The sequence below is a fragment of the Halomonas sp. OfavH-34-E genome (assembly GCF_024124525.1).
GTDB lineage: Bacteria > Pseudomonadota > Gammaproteobacteria > Pseudomonadales > Halomonadaceae > Halomonas > Halomonas litopenaei.
The window spans coordinates 66,208-83,937 of record NZ_JAMXRY010000005.1; the positions used below are offsets into that span (position 1 = coordinate 66,208).

General features: G+C 65.7%; 16 protein-coding genes. 10 read left to right on the forward strand and 6 right to left on the reverse strand.

The window, feature by feature from the left end:
• Positions 1-161 precede the first annotated feature (161 nt).
• The 9 genes from NH448_RS03640 to NH448_RS03680 all read left to right on the forward strand — a co-directional run bounded on the left by NH448_RS03640 (position 162) and on the right by NH448_RS03680 (position 9,781).
• Positions 162-1,121, forward strand: coding sequence for a LysR family transcriptional regulator (locus NH448_RS03640; protein WP_045992806.1), 960 nt, complete (start codon positions 162-164; stop codon positions 1,119-1,121).
• Positions 1,122-1,304: 183 nt separating this feature from the next.
• Positions 1,305-1,853, forward strand: coding sequence for a TRAP transporter small permease subunit (locus tag NH448_RS03645; protein ID WP_045992805.1), 549 nt, complete (start codon positions 1,305-1,307; stop codon positions 1,851-1,853).
• Between the two features lie 90 nt (positions 1,854-1,943).
• Entirely contained in the window at positions 1,944-3,266 is a 1,323-nt protein-coding gene (locus NH448_RS03650) for a TRAP transporter large permease subunit (protein ID WP_045992804.1), read from the forward strand.
• 136 nt (positions 3,267-3,402) lie between these two features.
• Positions 3,403-4,461: a twin-arginine translocation signal domain-containing protein gene (locus NH448_RS03655; protein ID WP_045992803.1), complete on the forward strand. Its 1,059-nt coding sequence runs from the start codon at positions 3,403-3,405 to the stop codon at positions 4,459-4,461.
• A gap of 99 nt (positions 4,462-4,560) precedes the next feature.
• Complete coding sequence (locus NH448_RS03660) at positions 4,561-5,940, forward strand: glutamine synthetase (RefSeq protein WP_045992802.1); 1,380 nt, start codon at positions 4,561-4,563, stop codon at positions 5,938-5,940.
• Between the two features lie 73 nt (positions 5,941-6,013).
• A complete protein-coding gene (locus NH448_RS03665; RefSeq protein ID WP_045992801.1) occupies positions 6,014-7,399 on the forward strand; it encodes an aldehyde dehydrogenase family protein in 1,386 nt (461 codons plus the stop codon).
• A gap of 7 nt (positions 7,400-7,406) precedes the next feature.
• Positions 7,407-8,585 (forward strand): iron-containing alcohol dehydrogenase, encoded by a 1,179-nt coding sequence (locus NH448_RS03670; protein WP_185696393.1) that lies wholly within the window; start codon positions 7,407-7,409, stop codon positions 8,583-8,585.
• A gap of 124 nt (positions 8,586-8,709) precedes the next feature.
• Positions 8,710-9,444 carry a glutamine amidotransferase gene (locus tag NH448_RS03675; protein WP_045992838.1) on the forward strand — a complete coding sequence of 245 codons (735 nt, stop codon included), beginning with the start codon at positions 8,710-8,712 and terminating at the stop codon, positions 9,442-9,444.
• 82 nt (positions 9,445-9,526) lie between these two features.
• Positions 9,527-9,781 carry a type II toxin-antitoxin system prevent-host-death family antitoxin gene (locus tag NH448_RS03680; protein WP_045992800.1) on the forward strand — a complete coding sequence of 85 codons (255 nt, stop codon included), beginning with the start codon at positions 9,527-9,529 and terminating at the stop codon, positions 9,779-9,781.
• Positions 9,782-10,185: 404 nt separating this feature from the next.
• Here NH448_RS03680 and NH448_RS03685 read toward each other — a convergent pair whose 3' ends face one another.
• Positions 10,186-12,276 (reverse strand): cation-translocating P-type ATPase, encoded by a 2,091-nt coding sequence (locus tag NH448_RS03685; RefSeq protein WP_253028419.1) that lies wholly within the window; start codon positions 12,274-12,276, stop codon positions 10,186-10,188.
• Positions 12,277-12,851: 575 nt separating this feature from the next.
• Between NH448_RS03685 and cadR the strand changes: the two genes are divergently transcribed.
• Positions 12,852-13,301 (forward strand): Cd(II)/Pb(II)-responsive transcriptional regulator, encoded by a 450-nt coding sequence (cadR, locus tag NH448_RS03690; protein ID WP_045992798.1) that lies wholly within the window; start codon positions 12,852-12,854, stop codon positions 13,299-13,301.
• Between the two features lie 145 nt (positions 13,302-13,446).
• Here the strand turns inward: cadR and msrA are convergent, their stop codons facing one another.
• From msrA to NH448_RS03715, 5 genes are all read right to left on the reverse strand, one after another.
• Positions 13,447-13,956, reverse strand: coding sequence for a peptide-methionine (S)-S-oxide reductase MsrA (gene msrA / locus NH448_RS03695; RefSeq protein WP_045992797.1), 510 nt, complete (start codon positions 13,954-13,956; stop codon positions 13,447-13,449).
• A gap of 2 nt (positions 13,957-13,958) precedes the next feature.
• Positions 13,959-14,405: a peptide-methionine (R)-S-oxide reductase MsrB gene (gene msrB, locus NH448_RS03700; RefSeq protein ID WP_045992796.1), complete on the reverse strand. Its 447-nt coding sequence runs from the start codon at positions 14,403-14,405 to the stop codon at positions 13,959-13,961.
• Positions 14,406-14,520: 115 nt separating this feature from the next.
• Positions 14,521-15,678, reverse strand: coding sequence for a beta-aspartyl-peptidase (gene iadA, locus NH448_RS03705; RefSeq protein WP_045992795.1), 1,158 nt, complete (start codon positions 15,676-15,678; stop codon positions 14,521-14,523).
• Positions 15,679-15,739: 61 nt separating this feature from the next.
• Positions 15,740-16,522, reverse strand: a complete 783-nt coding sequence (locus tag NH448_RS03710) for a transporter substrate-binding domain-containing protein (protein ID WP_083970403.1) — start codon at positions 16,520-16,522, stop codon at positions 15,740-15,742.
• A gap of 427 nt (positions 16,523-16,949) precedes the next feature.
• The gene (locus NH448_RS03715) at positions 16,950-17,711 is read right to left on the reverse strand and encodes a transporter substrate-binding domain-containing protein (protein WP_045992836.1); all 762 of its coding nucleotides are present in this window, start codon (positions 17,709-17,711) and stop codon (positions 16,950-16,952) included.
• Positions 17,712-17,730 lie beyond the last annotated feature (19 nt).

Consider the following 17,730-nt stretch of genomic DNA (forward strand, 5'->3'; position numbering starts at 1 on the left):
TGCCAGGGTAGACTTGTGCCGGGCCGACAAGTTCCGCAGGAGTCAGAGTAGAGCTTCGACACCGACCAGGATCAGCACCGGGTCAAGGATCCCTGCGACAGCCCCTGCAAGAGCCGACAACAGCGCCGAGACAATAACAACATCACCACCGAGGAGACGCCATGAAGAATGGCTTCGGCTTCGACCTGCGCAGTATGGAAATCTTCGTCGAGACCCTGGAACGCGGTAGCCAGAGCGCCGCCGCCGAGGCGCTCGGCCTGACCCAGTCGTCGGTGTCGCATTGCCTGGCGACCCTCGAAGAGAGCCTGGGGCTGGCGCTGTTCGAGCGCCGCTCGCGGCCGCTGGAACCCACCAGCGCCGGACGCTTCTTTTATGACCGTGCCCGCCGTCTGCTGGGCGAGGCCCGGGATACCCGCCGCGAACTGATCACCGGCGCCTTCGGTCAATTGCATCAGATGCGCCTGGCGCTGGTGGATTCGCTGGCCACCGCCGTGGGCAAGCCGCTGATCGATGTCATCCGCCGCCACACCCGTGACTACACCCTGACCACCGGGCTTTCGCACATGCACGGCCACTCGCTGCTGACCCGGCACGTGGACGTGATCATCTCCGACGATCGGCTGGAAAACTACGACGGCCTGGAGCGTCACAGGGTGCTGGACGAGCCCTTTGTGCTGGTGTTGCCGGCGAGCTGGACGGGGCCTGCTGACAATCTGCGCTGGCTATCGCGTCAGCTCGACTTCGTGCGCTACGTGCCACAGTCGCTGATCGGCCAGAGTATCGAGCGCCACCTGCGCCTGGCCGGTGTGGAGCTGCCGGCGCGGCTGCACCTGGACAACACCTGCGCCTTGCTCAAGGCGGTGAGCGACGGCGTCGGCTTTACCGTGACGACCCCGCTGTGCCTGTATCAGGCGGGGCTCGATCAGCTCAGGGTGCGTATCGAAGCGCTGCCGCTGGCGCCGCTCAAGCGCTCGTTGACGCTGGTCGCAAGGCGCGACGAACTCGGTGGCTTGCCCGGGCAGCTGGCGCGGGACGCCCGCCGCCTGCTGGACGGCGACTTTCGTGCCACGCTCACCGAGGAGCTGCCCTGGGTCGAGGAGCAGATCGTCACTTCCGTGTGAGAATATTCCCGGCGATGGTTAGTTGCATGGCCGGTTTCGGTGCAGTGGCTGCTTTTCTCTGCACTTTGCTTGAGCAGTATCGAAAGCTTCGATAGTCATCACGTCGTTGAAGTCGATGCAACTGGCACGTCCGGCCAGGCTGGGCCAAGACTCAGGAGATTCCTCTTGTGTCCGGGAGCGCCCATGCCGGCAGCCATTCGTCTCTACGTCCGCTACGTGGACCGATTCAATCGGCGTATCGGTCGTATCGTCATGTACCTGATCTTCGTGATGATCGGGGTCCTGCTCTACGCCTCGCTCTCGCGCACCCTGTTTGATCGGCCGCTGATCTGGGGCGTCGAGGTCTCCCAGTTCCTGATGGTCGCCTACTTTCTGCTGGGCGGCGCCTACTCCATGCAGCTCGACGACCATGTGCGCATGGACCTCTTCTATACCCGACTATCGCCACGGGCCAAGGCCATGAGCGACGTCCTGACCATGCTGCTGTTGCTGGTGTTCCTCGCCACCCTGCTGGCCGGCGGCATCTCCAGCACCAGCTACGCGATCAAGTACGGCGAGACCAACTACAGCTCCTGGGCGCCGCCGCTGGCGCCGATCAAGATCATCATGACCCTGGGGGTAGCGCTGATGCTCGCCCAGTGCCTCTCGACCCTGTTCAAGGATATCGCCGTGCTGAGAGGACACCCGCTCGAGCAGACCGAGGGGGAGAAGGACGGGGAGGGCGATCGATGAGCTATGAAATGATCGCGCTTACGCTGCCCTTGTCGAGAGCGTCGATGATGTTGCTGTTTCTAAGCCAGAGCCAGGGACGGAGGGCGATCGATGAGCTATGAAATGATCGCGCTGACGATGTTCTCTTCGATGATGTTGCTGCTGTTGACCGGACAGCGGGTGTTCGGCGTCATCGGCTTCGTCGGCGCGGCGGCGGCGCTCTTGCTGTGGGGCGATGGCGGCATGGAGATGCCGTTCAGCGCTGCCATCCAGTTGATGAACTGGTATCCGCTGTTGACCCTGCCTTTGTTCATCTTCATGGGGTACATGCTGTCGGAGTCGGGCATTGCCTCCGAACTCTACGAGATGTTCCACGTATGGATGGGCGGGCTCAAGGGCGGGCTCGCCGTGGGTACCATCGGCCTGATGGTGGTGGTCTCGGCGATGAATGGACTGAGTGTGGCCGGCATGGCCATCGGCGCCACCATCGCCCTGCCGGAACTGCTGCGCCGGGGCTACGACAAGATCATGGTCACCGGGGTAATCCAGGCCGGAAGCTCGCTTGGCATCCTGGTGCCGCCCAGCGTGGTGCTGGTGCTCTACGGCATGATCGCGCGACAGCCGGTCAGCCAGCTATGGCTGGCCGGAGCCATCCCCGGGTTGATCCTGGCGGCGATGTTCGTCATCTACATCGTGGTGCGCTGTCGCCTGCAGCCGAGCCTGGGGCCTGCGCTGCCGCCGGAGGAGCGCAACCTGTCCACCGCCGACAAGCTGAAGCTTCTGCGCGCGGGCATCATGCCGCTGGCGATCTTCTTCTTCATGACCGGGCTGTTCGTGATGGGCGTCACCAGCCTGGTCGAGAGCGCCGCGGTGGGGGCGCTGTCGGCGACCCTGGCGGCGGCGTTCAAGCGCCGTCTGACGCTGGCGGTAATCGAGACCACGGTGCGTCGCTCGCTCGGCATCACCTGCATGTTCATGTGGATCATCCTGGCGGCGCTGTGCTTTGGCGCGGTGTTCGACGGTCTCGGCGCGGTGCGCGCCATCGAGTCGGTATTCCTCGACCAGTTCGGCCTCACCCCCTGGCAGATCCTGGTGATGATGCAGCTGTCTTACATTCTGCTGGGCATGTTCCTCGACGACACCGCCATGCTGGTGATCGTGGCGCCGCTGTACGTGCCGCTGGTGATCACACTGGGCTTCGACCCGATCTGGTACGGAGTGCTCTACACCATCACCGTGCAGATCGCCTACATGACCCCACCGTTTGGCTACAACCTCTTTCTGATGCGCGCCATGGCCCCGCCGGAGATCAGTCTCGGCGACATCTACCGCAGCGTCTGGCCGTTCGTCGCCATCATGCTGGCGGGGCTTGCGCTGATCACCGCGTTTCCCGAGCTGGCGCTATGGCTGCCGGGTCTGTTCAGGGACTACTGAGGCAGGACTGTCGCGGTCTTGGCCCGGCAGGCAGGGATGTGAAGCAAGGAGCTTTAAAGAAGGCAGGAGAAGACGACAACAGGCGTCCTTTACGGACGCAACGTCAGGCAACAACAACGAAAACGGGAGAGAACGGATGACCAATCGTCGCGACTTCCTCAAGAAGGCCGGTGTCGCCACCGCCGCCACCGTGGGGGCGGGCACCCTGGCCGCCCCCTACGTCCACGCCCAGTCGAAGACACCGATCCGCTGGCGACTGCAGACCTACGCAGGGCCAGCCCTGGCGGAGCACGTGATCAAGCCCTCCATCGAGGCCTTCAACAAGGCCGCCAACGGCGAGATGGAGATCGAGCTGTACTTCTCCGACCAGCTGGTGCCCACCGGCGAGCTGTTCCGAGCGATGCAGCGGGGCACCATCGACGCGGTGCAGAGCGACGACGACTCGATCAACGCCCCGGTCGATGTCTCGGTGTTCGGCGGCTACTTCCCGTTCGCCTCGCGCTATAGCCTGGACGTGCCGACCCTGTTCAACCACTACGGCCTCAAGGAAATCTGGGAGGAGGCCTACGGCGAGATCGAGGGAGTGACCTGGCTCGGCTCCGGCAGCTGGGACCCCTGCAACTTTGTCACCCGGGAGCCGATTCGCAGCATCAAGGACCTGGAGGGCAAACGGGTCTTCACCTTCCCCACCGCCGGGCGCTTCCTGACCCGCTTCGGGGTGGTGCCGGTGACCCTGCCGTGGGAGGACATCGAGGTCGCCATGCAGACCCGCGAACTCGACGGCATCGCCTGGGCCGGCATCACCGAGGCCTACACCGTGGGCTGGGCGGACGTCTCCAGCTACTACCTGACCAACAATATTTCCGGCGCTTGGGCCGGCTCCTACTTCGCCAACAGCGAGCGCTGGAACGAGCTGCCGGATCACCTGAAGACGCTGTTCAGAATGTGCATGGACAGCTCTCACTACTATCGTCAGCACTGGTACTGGTGGGGCGAGGCCCACTACCGCACCCAGGGCGGCAAGCTGGAGCTGACCTCGATCCCGGAAAGCGAGTGGCAGACCATCGAGGACGAGGCGCTGAGCTTCTGGGACGAGATCGCAGGCCAGAGCGAGCGCAACGCCAAGGTGGTGCAGATCCTCAAGGACTATCGTCAGACCATGCAGCAGGCGGGACCTCCCTACCGCTACAGCTGACACTCTCGGTAGATATCGGGCGTTGCGGGCCGGCCCGGCAATCAAGGTCGGCCCGTTGTTTCTTCGCCCTTGTTCCTTCGCCCATGAGGAGGGTGATCGATGTCAGGACTCAATCCCAGGGACGTGCGCACGGCGGATGACGCCCGCCGGGTGGTCGAGGCGCGCAACCTCTCCCACGTCAAGATCGGTTTCCTCGATCTGGACGGGGTGATGGTCGGCAAGTACATGCACTGCGACAAGTTCTTTGCCGCCCTCGACGGCGGCTTCGCCTTCTGCGACGTGGTGCTGGGCTGGGACAGCAAGGACGAGCTGTACGACAACACGCGCTACACCGGCTGGCACACCGGCTATCCCGACGCCCAGTTGCGCGTGCTGCCGGAGAGCTGTCGCGAGGTACCCTTTGAAGGCGACATGCTGCTGTTCATGGCCGAATTCACCGAGCGGGCCGAGGCGATCTGTCCGCGTGGCCTGCTGCGGCGAGTGCTGGGCCGGGCCGCCGAGATGGGCTTCTCGGTACACGGCTCGCTGGAGTATGAATTCTTCATGTTCCAGGAGACGCCGGAATCGGTGCGCGAGAAGGGCTTTCGCAACCTGCGCCCGCTGACCCCGGACATGATGGGCTACTCCATGCTCAGGAGTTCGGTGCATGCCGAGCTCTACCACGAGCTGCTGGAGCTGTCCCAGCGCATGGACTTCCCCATCGAGGGGCTGCACACCGAGACCGGGCCAGGCGTGCTCGAGGCCGCCATCGGCGTCGACGAGGCGCTGGCCGCCGGCGACAAGGCGGCGCTGTTCAAGACCTTCACCAAGGTGTGGGCCCAGCGACGCGGCCTGATGGCCACCTTCATGGCCAAGTGGTCGCCGGACTATCCCGGCCAGAGCGGCCATATCCACCTGTCGATGAAGCACCTCGAGAGCGGCGAGTCGGCCTTCTACGACTCCGACGCCGAGCACTCCATGAGCGCCATCCAGCGTCACTTCGTCGCCGGCCAGCAGCGGCTGATGCCCGAGTTTCTGGCCATGTTCGCCCCCACCATCAACAGCTACACCCGGCTGATTCCCGGCTTCTGGGCGCCGACGGACGCCACCTGGGGCGTCGAGAATCGCACCACCGCCCTGCGCGTGATCCCCGGCAGCGCCAAGTCCCAGCGGGTCGAATACCGGCTCGGCAGCGCCGACGCCAATCCCTACCTGGCGCTGGCCGCGGCCATCGGTGCCGGCCTTTATGGCATCGAGCAGGGGCTCGAGCCCGATACCGCGGTTACCGGCAACGCCTACGAGCTCGACCATCCCGAGCACCAGGCGCTGCCGCGAACCCTGTGGGAGGCGGCCCAGCGGCTCAAGGCATCGACGCCTGCGCGCGGGCTTTTCGGCGACGACTTCGTCGAGCACTTTGCCGCCACCCGGGAGTGGGAGGAGCGCGAATTCCGTCGGCATATCACCGACTGGGAGCTCGATCGCTATTTCGAGATTATCTGACGCGGATGCCCGGTATCGAGATCATCTGACGCGGATGCCCGGCATCCCGCCAACCGACAGACGAGAGAACTGCATGGCCATTCAACAGACGATATCGCCGGTGGACGGCTCGGTGTACGTGGAGCGCGAGCAGGCCGGCGCGGCCGAGATCGAAACGGCCCTGGCCCGCGCGGTCGAGGCCCAGCAGGACTGGCGCGAACGTGACGTCGCCGAGCGCTGCCGCCTGTGCAGTGCGATGGTGGACGCCTTCGTCGCCCGGCGCGATCAGCACGCCGAGGAGCTGTGCTGGCAGATGGGCCGGCCCATTTCTCAGGGCGGCGGGGAAATCGGCGGCTTCGAGGAGCGCGCCCGGGCGATGATCGCCATGGCGCCTGAGGCGCTCGCGCCGCTGCGCCTGGCCGACAAGCCCGGCTTTACCCGCTATATCCGCCGCGAACCGCTGGGCGTCTCGCTGATCGTCGCGCCCTGGAACTTCCCCTACATGACCGCGGTGAACGCCGTGGTGCCGGCGATCCTCGCCGGCAATGCGGTGATCCTCAAGCACTCCGCCCAGACCCCGCTGTGTGCCGAGCGCATGGTCGAGGCCGCCCGAGAGTCGGGTATCCCCGAGGGGGTGTTCCAGTACCTGCATCTGAGCCACCAGGCCACCGAGTCCCTGATGGGTGACCCTCGCATCGACCATGTGTCCTTCACCGGCTCGGTGGGCGGTGGTCGCACCGTCGAAGCCGCCACCGCCGGGCGCTTTATCGCCACGGCGCTGGAACTCGGCGGCAAGGACGCCGCCTATGTGCGTGCCGACGTCGACCTGGACAGCGCGGTGGAAGGGGTGATGGACGGCGCCTTCTTCAACTCGGGCCAGAGCTGCTGTGGCATCGAGCGGATCTACGTCGAGCGCGCCATCTTCGATGACTTCGTCGAACGGGCGGTGGCCTGGCTGAAGCAGCTCAGGCTCGGCAACCCCTGCGACCCGTCAACCAGCCTGGGGCCGGTGGTCAAGCCCGCCGCCGCCGACTTCGTACGGGGCCAGGTGGAGGCGGCGGTGGCCGCCGGCGCTCGCGCCTGGATCGACCCCGGCGACTATCCGCTGTCGCGCCCCGGCAGCGCCTATCTGGCGCCACAGCTGTTGACCGGGGTCGACCACAGCATGGCGGTGATGCGCGAGGAGAGCTTCGGCCCGGTGGTCGGGGTGATGGCGGTGGACGGCGACGACGAGGCCATCGCCTTGATGAATGACTCCGAGTTCGGCCTGACCGGGGCGATCTTCACCCGCGACCTGGTCGCCGGCGAAGCGCTGGCCGCGCGGCTTCAGGTGGGCACCGCCTTCGTCAATCGCTGCGACTATCTGGACCCGGAGCTGGCCTGGACCGGCGTCAAGCATTCGGGTCGCGGCTGCTCGCTGTCGCGGCTCGGCTTCGACAGCCTGACCCGGCCCAAGTCCTTCCATCTGAAACACGCCTGAGGCAACCATGAGCGATATCAGCCGCTACACCACCAGCTGGAACTACCCCTCGGCCATCCTCACCGGCGCCGGTCGGATTCGTGACCTGCCGGCCCAGTGCCGAGAGCTTGGCATGACAGCGCCGTTGTTGATCACCGATCCGGGGCTCGCGGCGCTGCCGATGGTGCGCGAAGTGCTCGATCACTGCGCCGGCGAAGGACTCAGGGCGGGGCTGTTTGCCGAGATCAAGGGCAATCCCACCGGTGCCAACGTCATCGCCGGCGTCGACGCCTTCCGCCAGGGTGAGCACGACGGCGTGATCGCCTTCGGCGGAGGCTCCGGACTCGACGCGGCCAAGGCGGTGGCGCTGATGGCCAATCAGCGCGACGGCCTGTCGCTGTGGTCGCTGGAGGACGTCGGCGACAACTGGAAGAACGCCGACGGCGACGCCATCGTGCCGCTGGTGGCGGTGCCGACCACCGCAGGTACCGGCTCGGAGGTGGGACGCGCCTCGGTGATCACCGACGAGGCCGAGCGGGTCAAGCGCATCATCTTCCACCCCGGCATGGTGCCGGCCCGGGTGATCCTGGACCCGACCCTGACCGTGGGCCTGCCCCCTGCGGTCACCGCCGCTACCGGTATGGATGCCCTGTCCCACTGTCTGGAGGCCTGGTGCGCGCCGGGCTATCACCCCATGGCCGAGGGCATCGCGGTGGAGGGCATGCGCCGGGTCCGTGACTATCTGCCCCGGGCCTACGCCCATGGCGACGACCTGGAGGCCCGGCTCAACATGCTGGTGGCATCGAGCATGGGCGCCACCGCCTTCCAGCGGGGGCTCGGCGCCATGCATGCCCTGGCCCATCCATTGGGGGCGCTGTACGACGCCCACCATGGCACCTTGAACGCCATCCTGATGCCCTATGTGCTCAAGGCCAACGAGCGCGCCATCGGTGAGCCCATGGTGCGCCTGTGTCGCTATCTCGATATTCGCCAGCCGGGCACCTCAAGTGCCATCGACTGGGTGCTCGAGCTGCGCGAGCGGCTCGCTATCCCCCACGACCTGGCGGCCATCGGCATCGACGACGCCGAGGCGGTGAAGATCGGCGAAATGGCGGTGGTCGACCCGTCCGCGGCAAGCAATCCCATCGCCTTTACGGCCGAGGACTATCAACGCATCTTCCTGGCGGCCCAGCAGGGCCGGCTATAGCGCTTGGTATTAGCGCTTGGAATAGCGCCCGGCCCCGCCCGATGACATGGCCCTGGCGGCGCCCGGGTCGTCTCTGGCAAGGTGGCCGGCCAGCGTCAAGGGAGTACTGGTGATGGAGAACATCATGCGAATCGGTCTACTGCAGTGCGACGACGTGGCGCCGGAGCTGATCGACGCCCACGGCAACTATCCGGCCATGTTCGAGGCGCTGCTGGCGCCGGCGGCCTTTTCCCTGGGGGTCAGCCTCGAGTGGCAGGTCTACCGTTGCCTGGACGGCGAGATTCCCGATGACGTCGAGGCAGTGGACGCCTGGCTGACCACCGGCTCGAAGTTCGGGGTCAACGACGGCCACGCCTGGATCGCCCGGCTCGAGGACTTCGTGCGCGCGCTCTATCGCGCGGAGAAGCCTCTGGTGGGGGTGTGCTTCGGCCATCAGTTGATCGTCAAGGCGTTGGGCGGCGAGGTGATCAAGAGTCCCAAGGGCTGGGGCGTGGGGCTTTCCAACAATCGGGTCGGCGAGCGCGAGCCCTGGATGACCCCCTGGCAGCATGACCTCGACCTGCTGGTCAGCCACCAGGATCAGGTCGAGGCGCTACCCGAAGGCGCCTCGACCCTGGGCGGCAGCGGCTTCTGCCCCCACTACCTGATCCGCGTCGGCCGCTGCTTTCTTGGCGTCCAGGGCCACCCCGAGTTTCGCCCCGACTACTCCCGCGACCTGATGCGACTGCGCCAGGGCCTGGTCGGGGAAGAACGGGTACGCCAGGGCCAGGCCTCGCTGGCCGGACGCATCGACGACGGCGTGATGGCCGAGTGGATACTGCGCTTCATGCGCGAGGCGATGGCGGTCAGGGAGGGGTGACGATGACTGCAGCAAGCTGAATACGGCTGTACGCTTGTCTCATGTCGCAGGCAGTTTGTCGTGACCAGGCGGGGGGAAGAGCATGCGATCCTTTGACATCGAAGAAGCCAGCACGCAATTGGTACAGCTCGTCGAGCGAGTCCGTCAGGGAGAAGGATGCTTCATTACAATGGCGGGCAAGCCGGTGGTTCGGGTTACCTCCATCGAAAGACCGGAGCCCGAGCACCTGAGGCGGCTTGGCTTTCTTGATGGCCAGTTCAGCGTGCCGGAGGACTTTGATCGTATGTCGGTATGGGACACCTTCTCCCAGTTCGACTCGTCGCAAGGGATACCGTGATGGCGCGTCGGGTTATGGACTCACCGGTCGCGCAGGCGTCTTGTCGCGGGCCTGCTCGAACACGGCAAATTCGCTGTCGCTCAGCCTGGCCTGCTTGCCAATATCGGCCAGCAACGAACCCAGCTTGACCTTGCCCTCGAGCGATACCGCCGTCTCGAGGATCTCGCGTACCTCCGCCTACATGCTATGACCGTGTCGAGCCGCACGGATGCGCAGGGCGCGATGTACCTCGTTGGGAAGGTTGCGAACCGTCAGCATGGCCATAGGTAGCGTCTCCCAGTGCATTCAGTGCATTCATCGTAGTCACCTGATTGCATGGCAACTAGGCGCGCTGCGGTGTTGGTCGGGAGTATGGGAGCTGCCTTCGCCAGAAAAGCCAGGCTCAGGTGCTCCCTCTTTGCCTATCAACCATCAAACCGCTGTCTGAGTATCCTCAGTCCGTTGCCGACGACCAGCAGGCTCGAGCCCAGGTCGGCAAACACCGCCATCCACAAGGTGGCGTGGCCGGTCAGCGCCAGGGCCAGGAATACCGCCTTGATGCCGAGCGCCAGGGCGATGTTCTGCACCAGCAGGCGGCGGGTGCTGCGGGCCAGGTCGATCAGCCGCGGCAGGCTGGCCGGGTCGTCGTTCATCAGCGCGATATCGGCGGTCTCGATGGCCACGTCGCTGCCTGCCGCGCCCATGGCGATGCCGATATCGGCCCGGGCCAGGGCGGGAGCGTCGTTGATGCCGTCGCCGACCATGGCGCACACACCGCGTCGGGACAGCGCGTCCAGGCGCGCCAGCTTGTCCTCCGGCAACAGCTCACCGTAGGCCTCGTCGATGCCGGCTTCACGAGCGATGGCATCGACCCTGGCCTGGGCGTCGCCGCTGAGCATGCTGACGCTCACCCCCTGGCGATGCAGACGTTCGATGGCTTGGCGGCTGGTGTTGCGCAGGGCGTCCCTGACCGCGAAGTAGGCCAGCAGCCGCTCGTCGCGCCCCAGCCAGACGATGCCGGCGTCGTCGTTGTCGGCGTCGCTGCTGGTCAGCTGGGCCTGGCTGACCCCCATCTCGCCGGCCAGGCGGGCGTTGCCGAGCCACACCGTCGCACCGCTATCGACCTCGCTTGCCACCAGACCACGACCGCCGCGCTCCTCGACACCTTCCAGTGACACCCTAGGCTGAGAGCCCAGCCCCTGCACCAGGGCGCGGGACACCGGATGGTTGGAGCGCTCCGCCAGGGCGAGGGCCAGGCGCTGTCCCTCGGCGTCGCTGCTGTCACCGAGCGCAGCTGAGCGCACCAGTCGTGGCTTGCCCTCGGTCAGGGTGCCGGTCTTGTCCAGCGCCAGGTGGGTGAGTCGCGTGGCCTGCTCGAGAAAGGCCCCGCCCTTGATCAGGATACCCTGGCGTGCGGCGGCACCGAGGCCGCTGACCACCGTTACCGGGGTGGAGATCACCAGCGCGCAGGGGCAGGCGATGACCAGCAGCACCAGGGCGCGGTAGACCCCGTCGAGCCAGGGACCGAGGCCGAGCAGTGGCCAGCCCAGCGCGACCAGCCCGGCCAGCACGAACACCACCGGGGTGTAGATGGCGGCGAAGCGATCGATGATGCGCTGCGTAGGCGCGCGACGGGACTGGGCTTCTTCCACCGCGTGGATGATGCGCGCCAGGGTGGTATCATTGGCCCGCCGGGTGACGCGGTAGTCGAAGTCGCCGGCCAGGTTGATGGAGCCGGCGTAGACGCTCTCGCCGAGGGAGCGATCACGCGGCAGGCTCTCGCCGGTAATCGGCGCCTCGTCGAGGCTAGGGTCACCGCGCACGATCTCGCCGTCCAGCGCCAGACGCTCGCCGGCGTGAACCCTGACCAGATCACCGATGGCGACGTCGTCGGCGTCGATCTCGCGCCACTCGCCGCTGCCAGACTCTCCTTCATCCAGCACCCGTGCCCTGGGCGGGGCCAGGTCGAGCAGTCCTGAGATAGCCTGGCGCGCGCGTGCAAGCGACCTGGCCTCGAGGTGCTCGGCCAGGGTGAACAGCACGATCACCATGGCCGCCTCGGCCCAGTGACCGATCAGCATGGCGCCGGTCACCGCCACGCTCATCAGCGCATTGATGTTGAGGGTGCCGTGGCGCAGCGCCACAAGGCCCTTTTTCCAGGTGGGGAGGCCGACCAGGGCGATGGCGACGATGGCCAGCAGCGGCGTAAGCCAGCCAGCGGTCAGCCCTAGCCAGCCGATGGCCTCGGCGCCCAGGGCCAGAATGCCGGCCAGCGCGAGGCGCCCCCAGGGCGTCGTCGTGGTGCTGCGGGAATCATGGACGGCGTCGGCGCCTTGGTCATCCTCGAAGCGAGGCGTCATGCCGGTGTCGCGGACACGGGCGGCCAAGGCGTCGCGATCGACACCCTGGTGATGGACCACCAGACGACGCTGCATCAGCTGGAAGCTCAGTGCCTCGACCCCGGGAAGATCGGCCAGCGCCTTTCTGAGCACGCCTTCTTCGGTGGGGCAGCACATCTCGTCGATGGTCAGCGCAAGACGACTAGCCGAAGGGGACGCTTCGCTGCTCTGTGGGGTGTCGGCAGTCTCGGCTGCGCCGCAGCAGGTGTTGGTACCCGCTGTCCTGGTTTCGCTTGTTGTTTCGTCTCTAGTTTCGGTCTTGGTTTCAGTGCGGGGCGTGGCACTGGAGGCGCAGCAACTGCCAGCGCTTGCCGAGCTGGTTTCGCTTACTGTTTCGGTCCTGGCGTCGGAGCCGCAGCGGGCATCTGTGCTTGCCGGTCTTGCGTCAACTCTGGAATCGCCGTCTGCGCTTCGGTAAGCGCAGCAGCCGGCCTTGCTCGTACTTTTCGCGCTGCGCTCTTCAGGGGAATCTGCCATCTTGGGGGAATCTGCCATCTTGGGGGAATCTGCCATCTTGGGGGAATCTGCCATCTTGGGGGAATCTGCCATCTTGGGGGAATCTACCATCCTGGGAACTCCACTCGGGTCTCTGAGTCAGAGTTGACACCCTGTAGTCACTATAGGGTCAAGGGCTGGCACGAGACAGTCGATGCCTGGCCAGAATGGACGGACGTTTGGCGAGAGGAAAACCCATGAAGATCGGCGAGCTGGCAAGACGCAGCGGGGTCAAGGTGGAGACGGTGCGCTACTACGAGCGCGAAGGACTGCTGCCCGAGCCTGCGCGCAGCGAGGGCAACTATCGACTCTATCGTGAGGCCCACGCCGAGCGCCTGGACTTTATCCGTCACTGCCGCGCCCTGGACATGACGCTGGACGAGATCCGCGCGCTGCTGGTCTGTCAGGACGATCCCGAGCAGCCCTGCGAGGAGGCCGACGCCCTGATCGAGGCGCACCTGGGGCACGTCGAGCAGAGGATCGCTCAGCTCTCCAGGCTCAAGGTCGAACTGGAAGGCCTGCGCCGTCGCTGCGCAGGCCAGGGCAAGGTCGGCGAGTGCGGCATCCTCAATGAACTGTCCCAGCCGGTCGATCCCCCCGAGACGCTGGAGCATGCCCACGTCGGTGGCGTCCATCCGCGGCGTTGAGCCCGGCTGGCGCAAGCCCGCGTCTCCCCTTGCATAGAGCCCGGACAGGGACACCAGGAGCCGGACACGACAGCGCCGCCCGGAGGGGCGGCGCTGGTGGGTGCCGTGATGCGATGGCCAGGTTGGCGTTGTCAGACGACGCGCATCAGGCCTCTTCGGTGCGCCTGGGCAGTACCCAGTCCTTGCGCGGGAAGTGGCAGGTGTAGCCATGGGGAATGCGCTGCAGGTAGTCCTGGTGCTCGGGTTCGGCCTCCCAGAAATCCCCCACCGGCTCGACCTCGGTGACCACCTTGCCGGGCCACAGACCCGAGGCTTCCACGTCGGCGATGGTGTCGAGCGCTTCACGCTTCTGCTCTTCATCCACGTAGTAGATGGCCGAGCGGTAGGACATGCCACGGTCGTTGCCCTGACGATTGGGCGTGGTCGGGTCATGGATCTGGAAGAAGTACTCCAGCAGCTTGCGATAGCTGATCACGTCGGGATCGAACAGGATCTCGATACCCTCGGCGTGGGTGCCGTGGTTACGATAGGTGGCGTTCTGCACGTCGCCACCGGTGTAGCCGACCCGGGTGTACTCGACCCCTGGCAACTGGCGAATCAGATCCTGCATGCCCCAGAAGCACCCGCCTGCGAGAACTGCGCGTTGTTGTGCCATGTTCAGACCTCCTCGACTTGATTCAGATATTCGCCGTAGCCCTCGGCTTCCATGTCATCGCGATGGATGAACCTGAGCGACGCCGAGTTGATGCAGTAGCGCATGCCTCCCTTGTCCCTGGGGCCGTCGTTGAAGACGTGACCCAGGTGGCTGTCACCGTGGGATGAGCGCACCTCGGTGCGGATCATGCCATGGGACGAATCCACCAGCTCGTTGACGTAGGCCGGCTCGATCGGCTTGGTGAAGCTGGGCCAGCCACAGCCGGACTCGTACTTGTCCGACGAGGCGAACAGCGGCTCGCCAGAGACGATGTCCACGTAGATGCCGGGCTCCTGGTTGTGCAGGTGCTCCCCGGTGCCGGGACGCTCGGTGCCGCTTTCCTGAGTGACCCGATACTGCTCGCGGTTCAGTCGGGCGATGGCCTCGGGTGACTTTTCATAGGTTTTCATGGGCTCTCCTCGTGGGTGGGGGAGACGCAGGCTCGGCGCGATGGCTTGCCATCAAGGTTACACGCCAGCTTGCGGGACCGTAATCAGTCGTGGTGATGGAGAGATCCTTACACGCCTAACGATTCGTGTCACGCCGATGCAGGCATTGGCCCAGCGCCCAGACCTGGTCGATGGCCCAGTCATCGTCGCTGAGCACCAGCAGATCGGCGTCCTGACCGACCGCCAGACGTCCCTTGCGCTTGAGCCCGAGGGCGTCTGCGGCGTGGGTGCTGGCGAGGCCCACGGCGACCTCGAGGGCGATGCCGTGGTCGTTGACGCACTCGCCCAGTACCTCGAACAGGCTGTCCAGGCGGCCAGCCTCGAGGCCGACGAATCGCCCCTCGGCGTCAAAGCGGGGCAGGGAAGCGTTGGCGTCGGAGGACAGGCTGATGCGCGAAGGGTCGACGCGGGCCTTGAGCGCCCTGGCGGCGGCTTCTGACGCAGGCACCTCGCCGTCGGCCAGAAGCTCCTGCGTGGTGCTGGTGGTGAAGTCGATCCGCCCGCCGTCCCGGGCGAAGCGCAGGCCATCCTCGAACAGCGCCGCGGTGCGGTTGATGTGGGTCGGCATGAACTGGGCGATGGGCAAGGCCGTGGTGCGTGCTACCTCACGCAGGATCTCCAGGCCACCTTCGGCGTCGCCGGTGTGGATGAAGACGATCCCGGACTTGCCGGCGAGCATTCCTGCGGTGCGGCTCTCGGAGGCCAGCCGAGCAAGCTCATGGGCGCTGGGCTGGGAGCCGCGATGGTCGCTGATGGCGACCTCACCGACGCCGATGAACTCGGGGATATGGACGATATCCTCGGCCACCGAGCCGGTCAGGGTCACCGGCGGCAGCTGGTAGGAGCCGGTGTAGGCGTAGCAGCTCAGGCCGCCGGCGGCGAGCTCGCGTACCTTGCCGAGCAGGTTGGCCGGCGTGCGGGTCAGAGCGTCGGTGCCGAGCGCCCCCACCAGGGTGGTGACGCCGGAGGCGATGGCATCCTCGAGGCGGAGCTCGGGGGTGCGGGTGCCAAAGCCGCCTTCGCCACCACCGCCGGTCATGTGCACCAGCGGATCGACCAGGCCAGGGATGACCCGCCGGCCCTCGAGGTCGTGTACCTCGAGGCCGGGAAAGTGTTCATCGACGCTGGCCTCGGGCTCCAGCACCGCCGCGATGCGGCGGTCGGTGATCAGCAGGTGCTTCAGGCCCATCGCGGCAGGGGCGTAGAGGCGGGCATTCTTCAGAAGGGTCAGCATGGCGGCTCCCGAGACAGGGCCGGCCCTGGGGCAGGCCGGCCTGAACGATAAAGGGCAACGTTCACAGTTTGACGTCGTAGCTGAAGTACTCGTTCATGATCTCGTCGTAGGTGCCGTCTGACTTGAGCTCGGCCAGGGCCTCGTTGAAACGCTCGGCGAGTTCACGGTCGCGCTTGCGGAAGGCCACGCCGACGCCCTGGCCGAAGTAGGTCTCGGGCTCCTTGATGAAGTCGCTGATGCGCACGAAGTCGCTCTGTTCGGTATCGATGTCGATCATCGCCTCGGCGATCGGATAGTCCATGAAGGTCAGGTCCAGGCGGCCGGCACGCAGGTCGGCGACCACGTCGTCGGCACTGGCGTAGCGGCGCACTTCGAGCACATCGCCGTACAGGTCGGTGACGTAGCGATCCTGCAGGGTGGCGCGCTGCACGCCGACGCTCAGGCCTTCGAGGCTGGCCTTGTCGGCGATGTCGATGTCGCGGCCGCGCGGCGTGATCCAGGCGCTCGGGGTGGTGTAGTAGGGCTCGGAAAACAGCACCTGGCGGCTGCGTTCCTCGGTGATCGCCATGGACGACATGATGGCGTCGAACTTGCGCGCCATCAGCGCCGGGATCATGCCGTCCCAGGGCTGCTCGACCCAGGTGCACTGGATCTCGAGGCGCTCGCAGACGGCGTTGCCCAGGTCGATCTCGAAGCCGGTCAGGGTACCGTCGGCGGTCTTGTACTCGAAGGGTTCGTAGGGCACATCGACGGCCAGGCGAAGCGGCTCATCGGCGAGTGCTGGGCCTGCGCCGATCATCAGCGCGGACAGGGCGGAGGCGAGCAGCAGGGGAGAACGATTCATGGGGACTTCCTTGGACAAGAGTGAATAACCACAGCATATGACCCCTGCAGCGATGCATCAGCAGGGAGCTGCCTACACACAGGGGAATGTCGCCAGGGGAGGGCGAACAAGCAGAACTTTCAAGGCGTTGGAGTATACGCCGGGGACGCTATTCGTCGAACCATTCACTCAGGGCAAAGCCATCCAGCCAGGGCGGCCGGGGAAGGGACTCTGCGAAGATGGGGAGCCGGGTCAGGGGCACGAAGATGTCCTGTCGCTTCAAGGTGCTATCGAGTGTTCTAGCGAGTGCTACAGCAAGATTGCCAGCAAGTGTTCCAGCGAGTGCCGGTGGTGACACCGGACCCAAGAGGGTCCGGCGCGGTGCCTGCTCGAGGCGTTGGCTCGGGCAGGACTTGTTGCTTCAGCAAGATGCTTATTCAGCAAAGACTTATTCAGCAAAGTACTTGGCATGAATCTCTTCGTAGGTGCCGTTGTCCTTCAGGGTGGCGAGCGCCTCGTTGAAGGCCTTGGCCAGGTCCTCGTCACGCTGACGGAAGGCGATGCCGAAGCCGTCACCGAAGTACTCCTTGGGCTCGGTGATCTGCTCACCGACCACCTTGTAGTCGCCTGCCTCGCTGTCCAGCAGGGTCGACTTGCCGACCGGATAGTCGAGGAAGCCGATGTCGACGCGGCCGGAGTCCATGTCCAGCACCAGGTCGTCGGCGGTGGCGTAGCGGCTGACATCGGCCACGTCGCCGTACAGGTCGGTGACGTAGTTGTCCTGCAGGGTGCCACGCTGCACGCCGATGGTCAGACCCTCGAGGGACTCGACGTCAGGGTTGCCCATCTCCAGGTCGGTCGGGGCGAACCAGGCGGACGGCGGGGTGAAGTAGGGGTCGGAGAACAGCACCTGCTCACGACGCTCGTCGTTGATGGTCATGGAGGACATGATGGCGTCGTACTTGCGCGCCATCAGGCCGGGGATGATGCCGTCCCAGCCCTGAACCACCCACTCGCACTGGATGCCGACTTCAGCACAAAGAGCGTTACCCAGATCGATGTCGAAGCCGGTCAGCTCGCCGTCGGGGGTGCGGTATTCCATCGGCTCGTAGGGCACATCGACGCCGATGCGGATGTCACGAACCTCGGCCTGGGCGGTAGAAGCGAGAACCGCGGTGCCGATCAGGCCAGCGGTAAAGAGCTTGCGCAGTGTCATATCGGTAAACCCT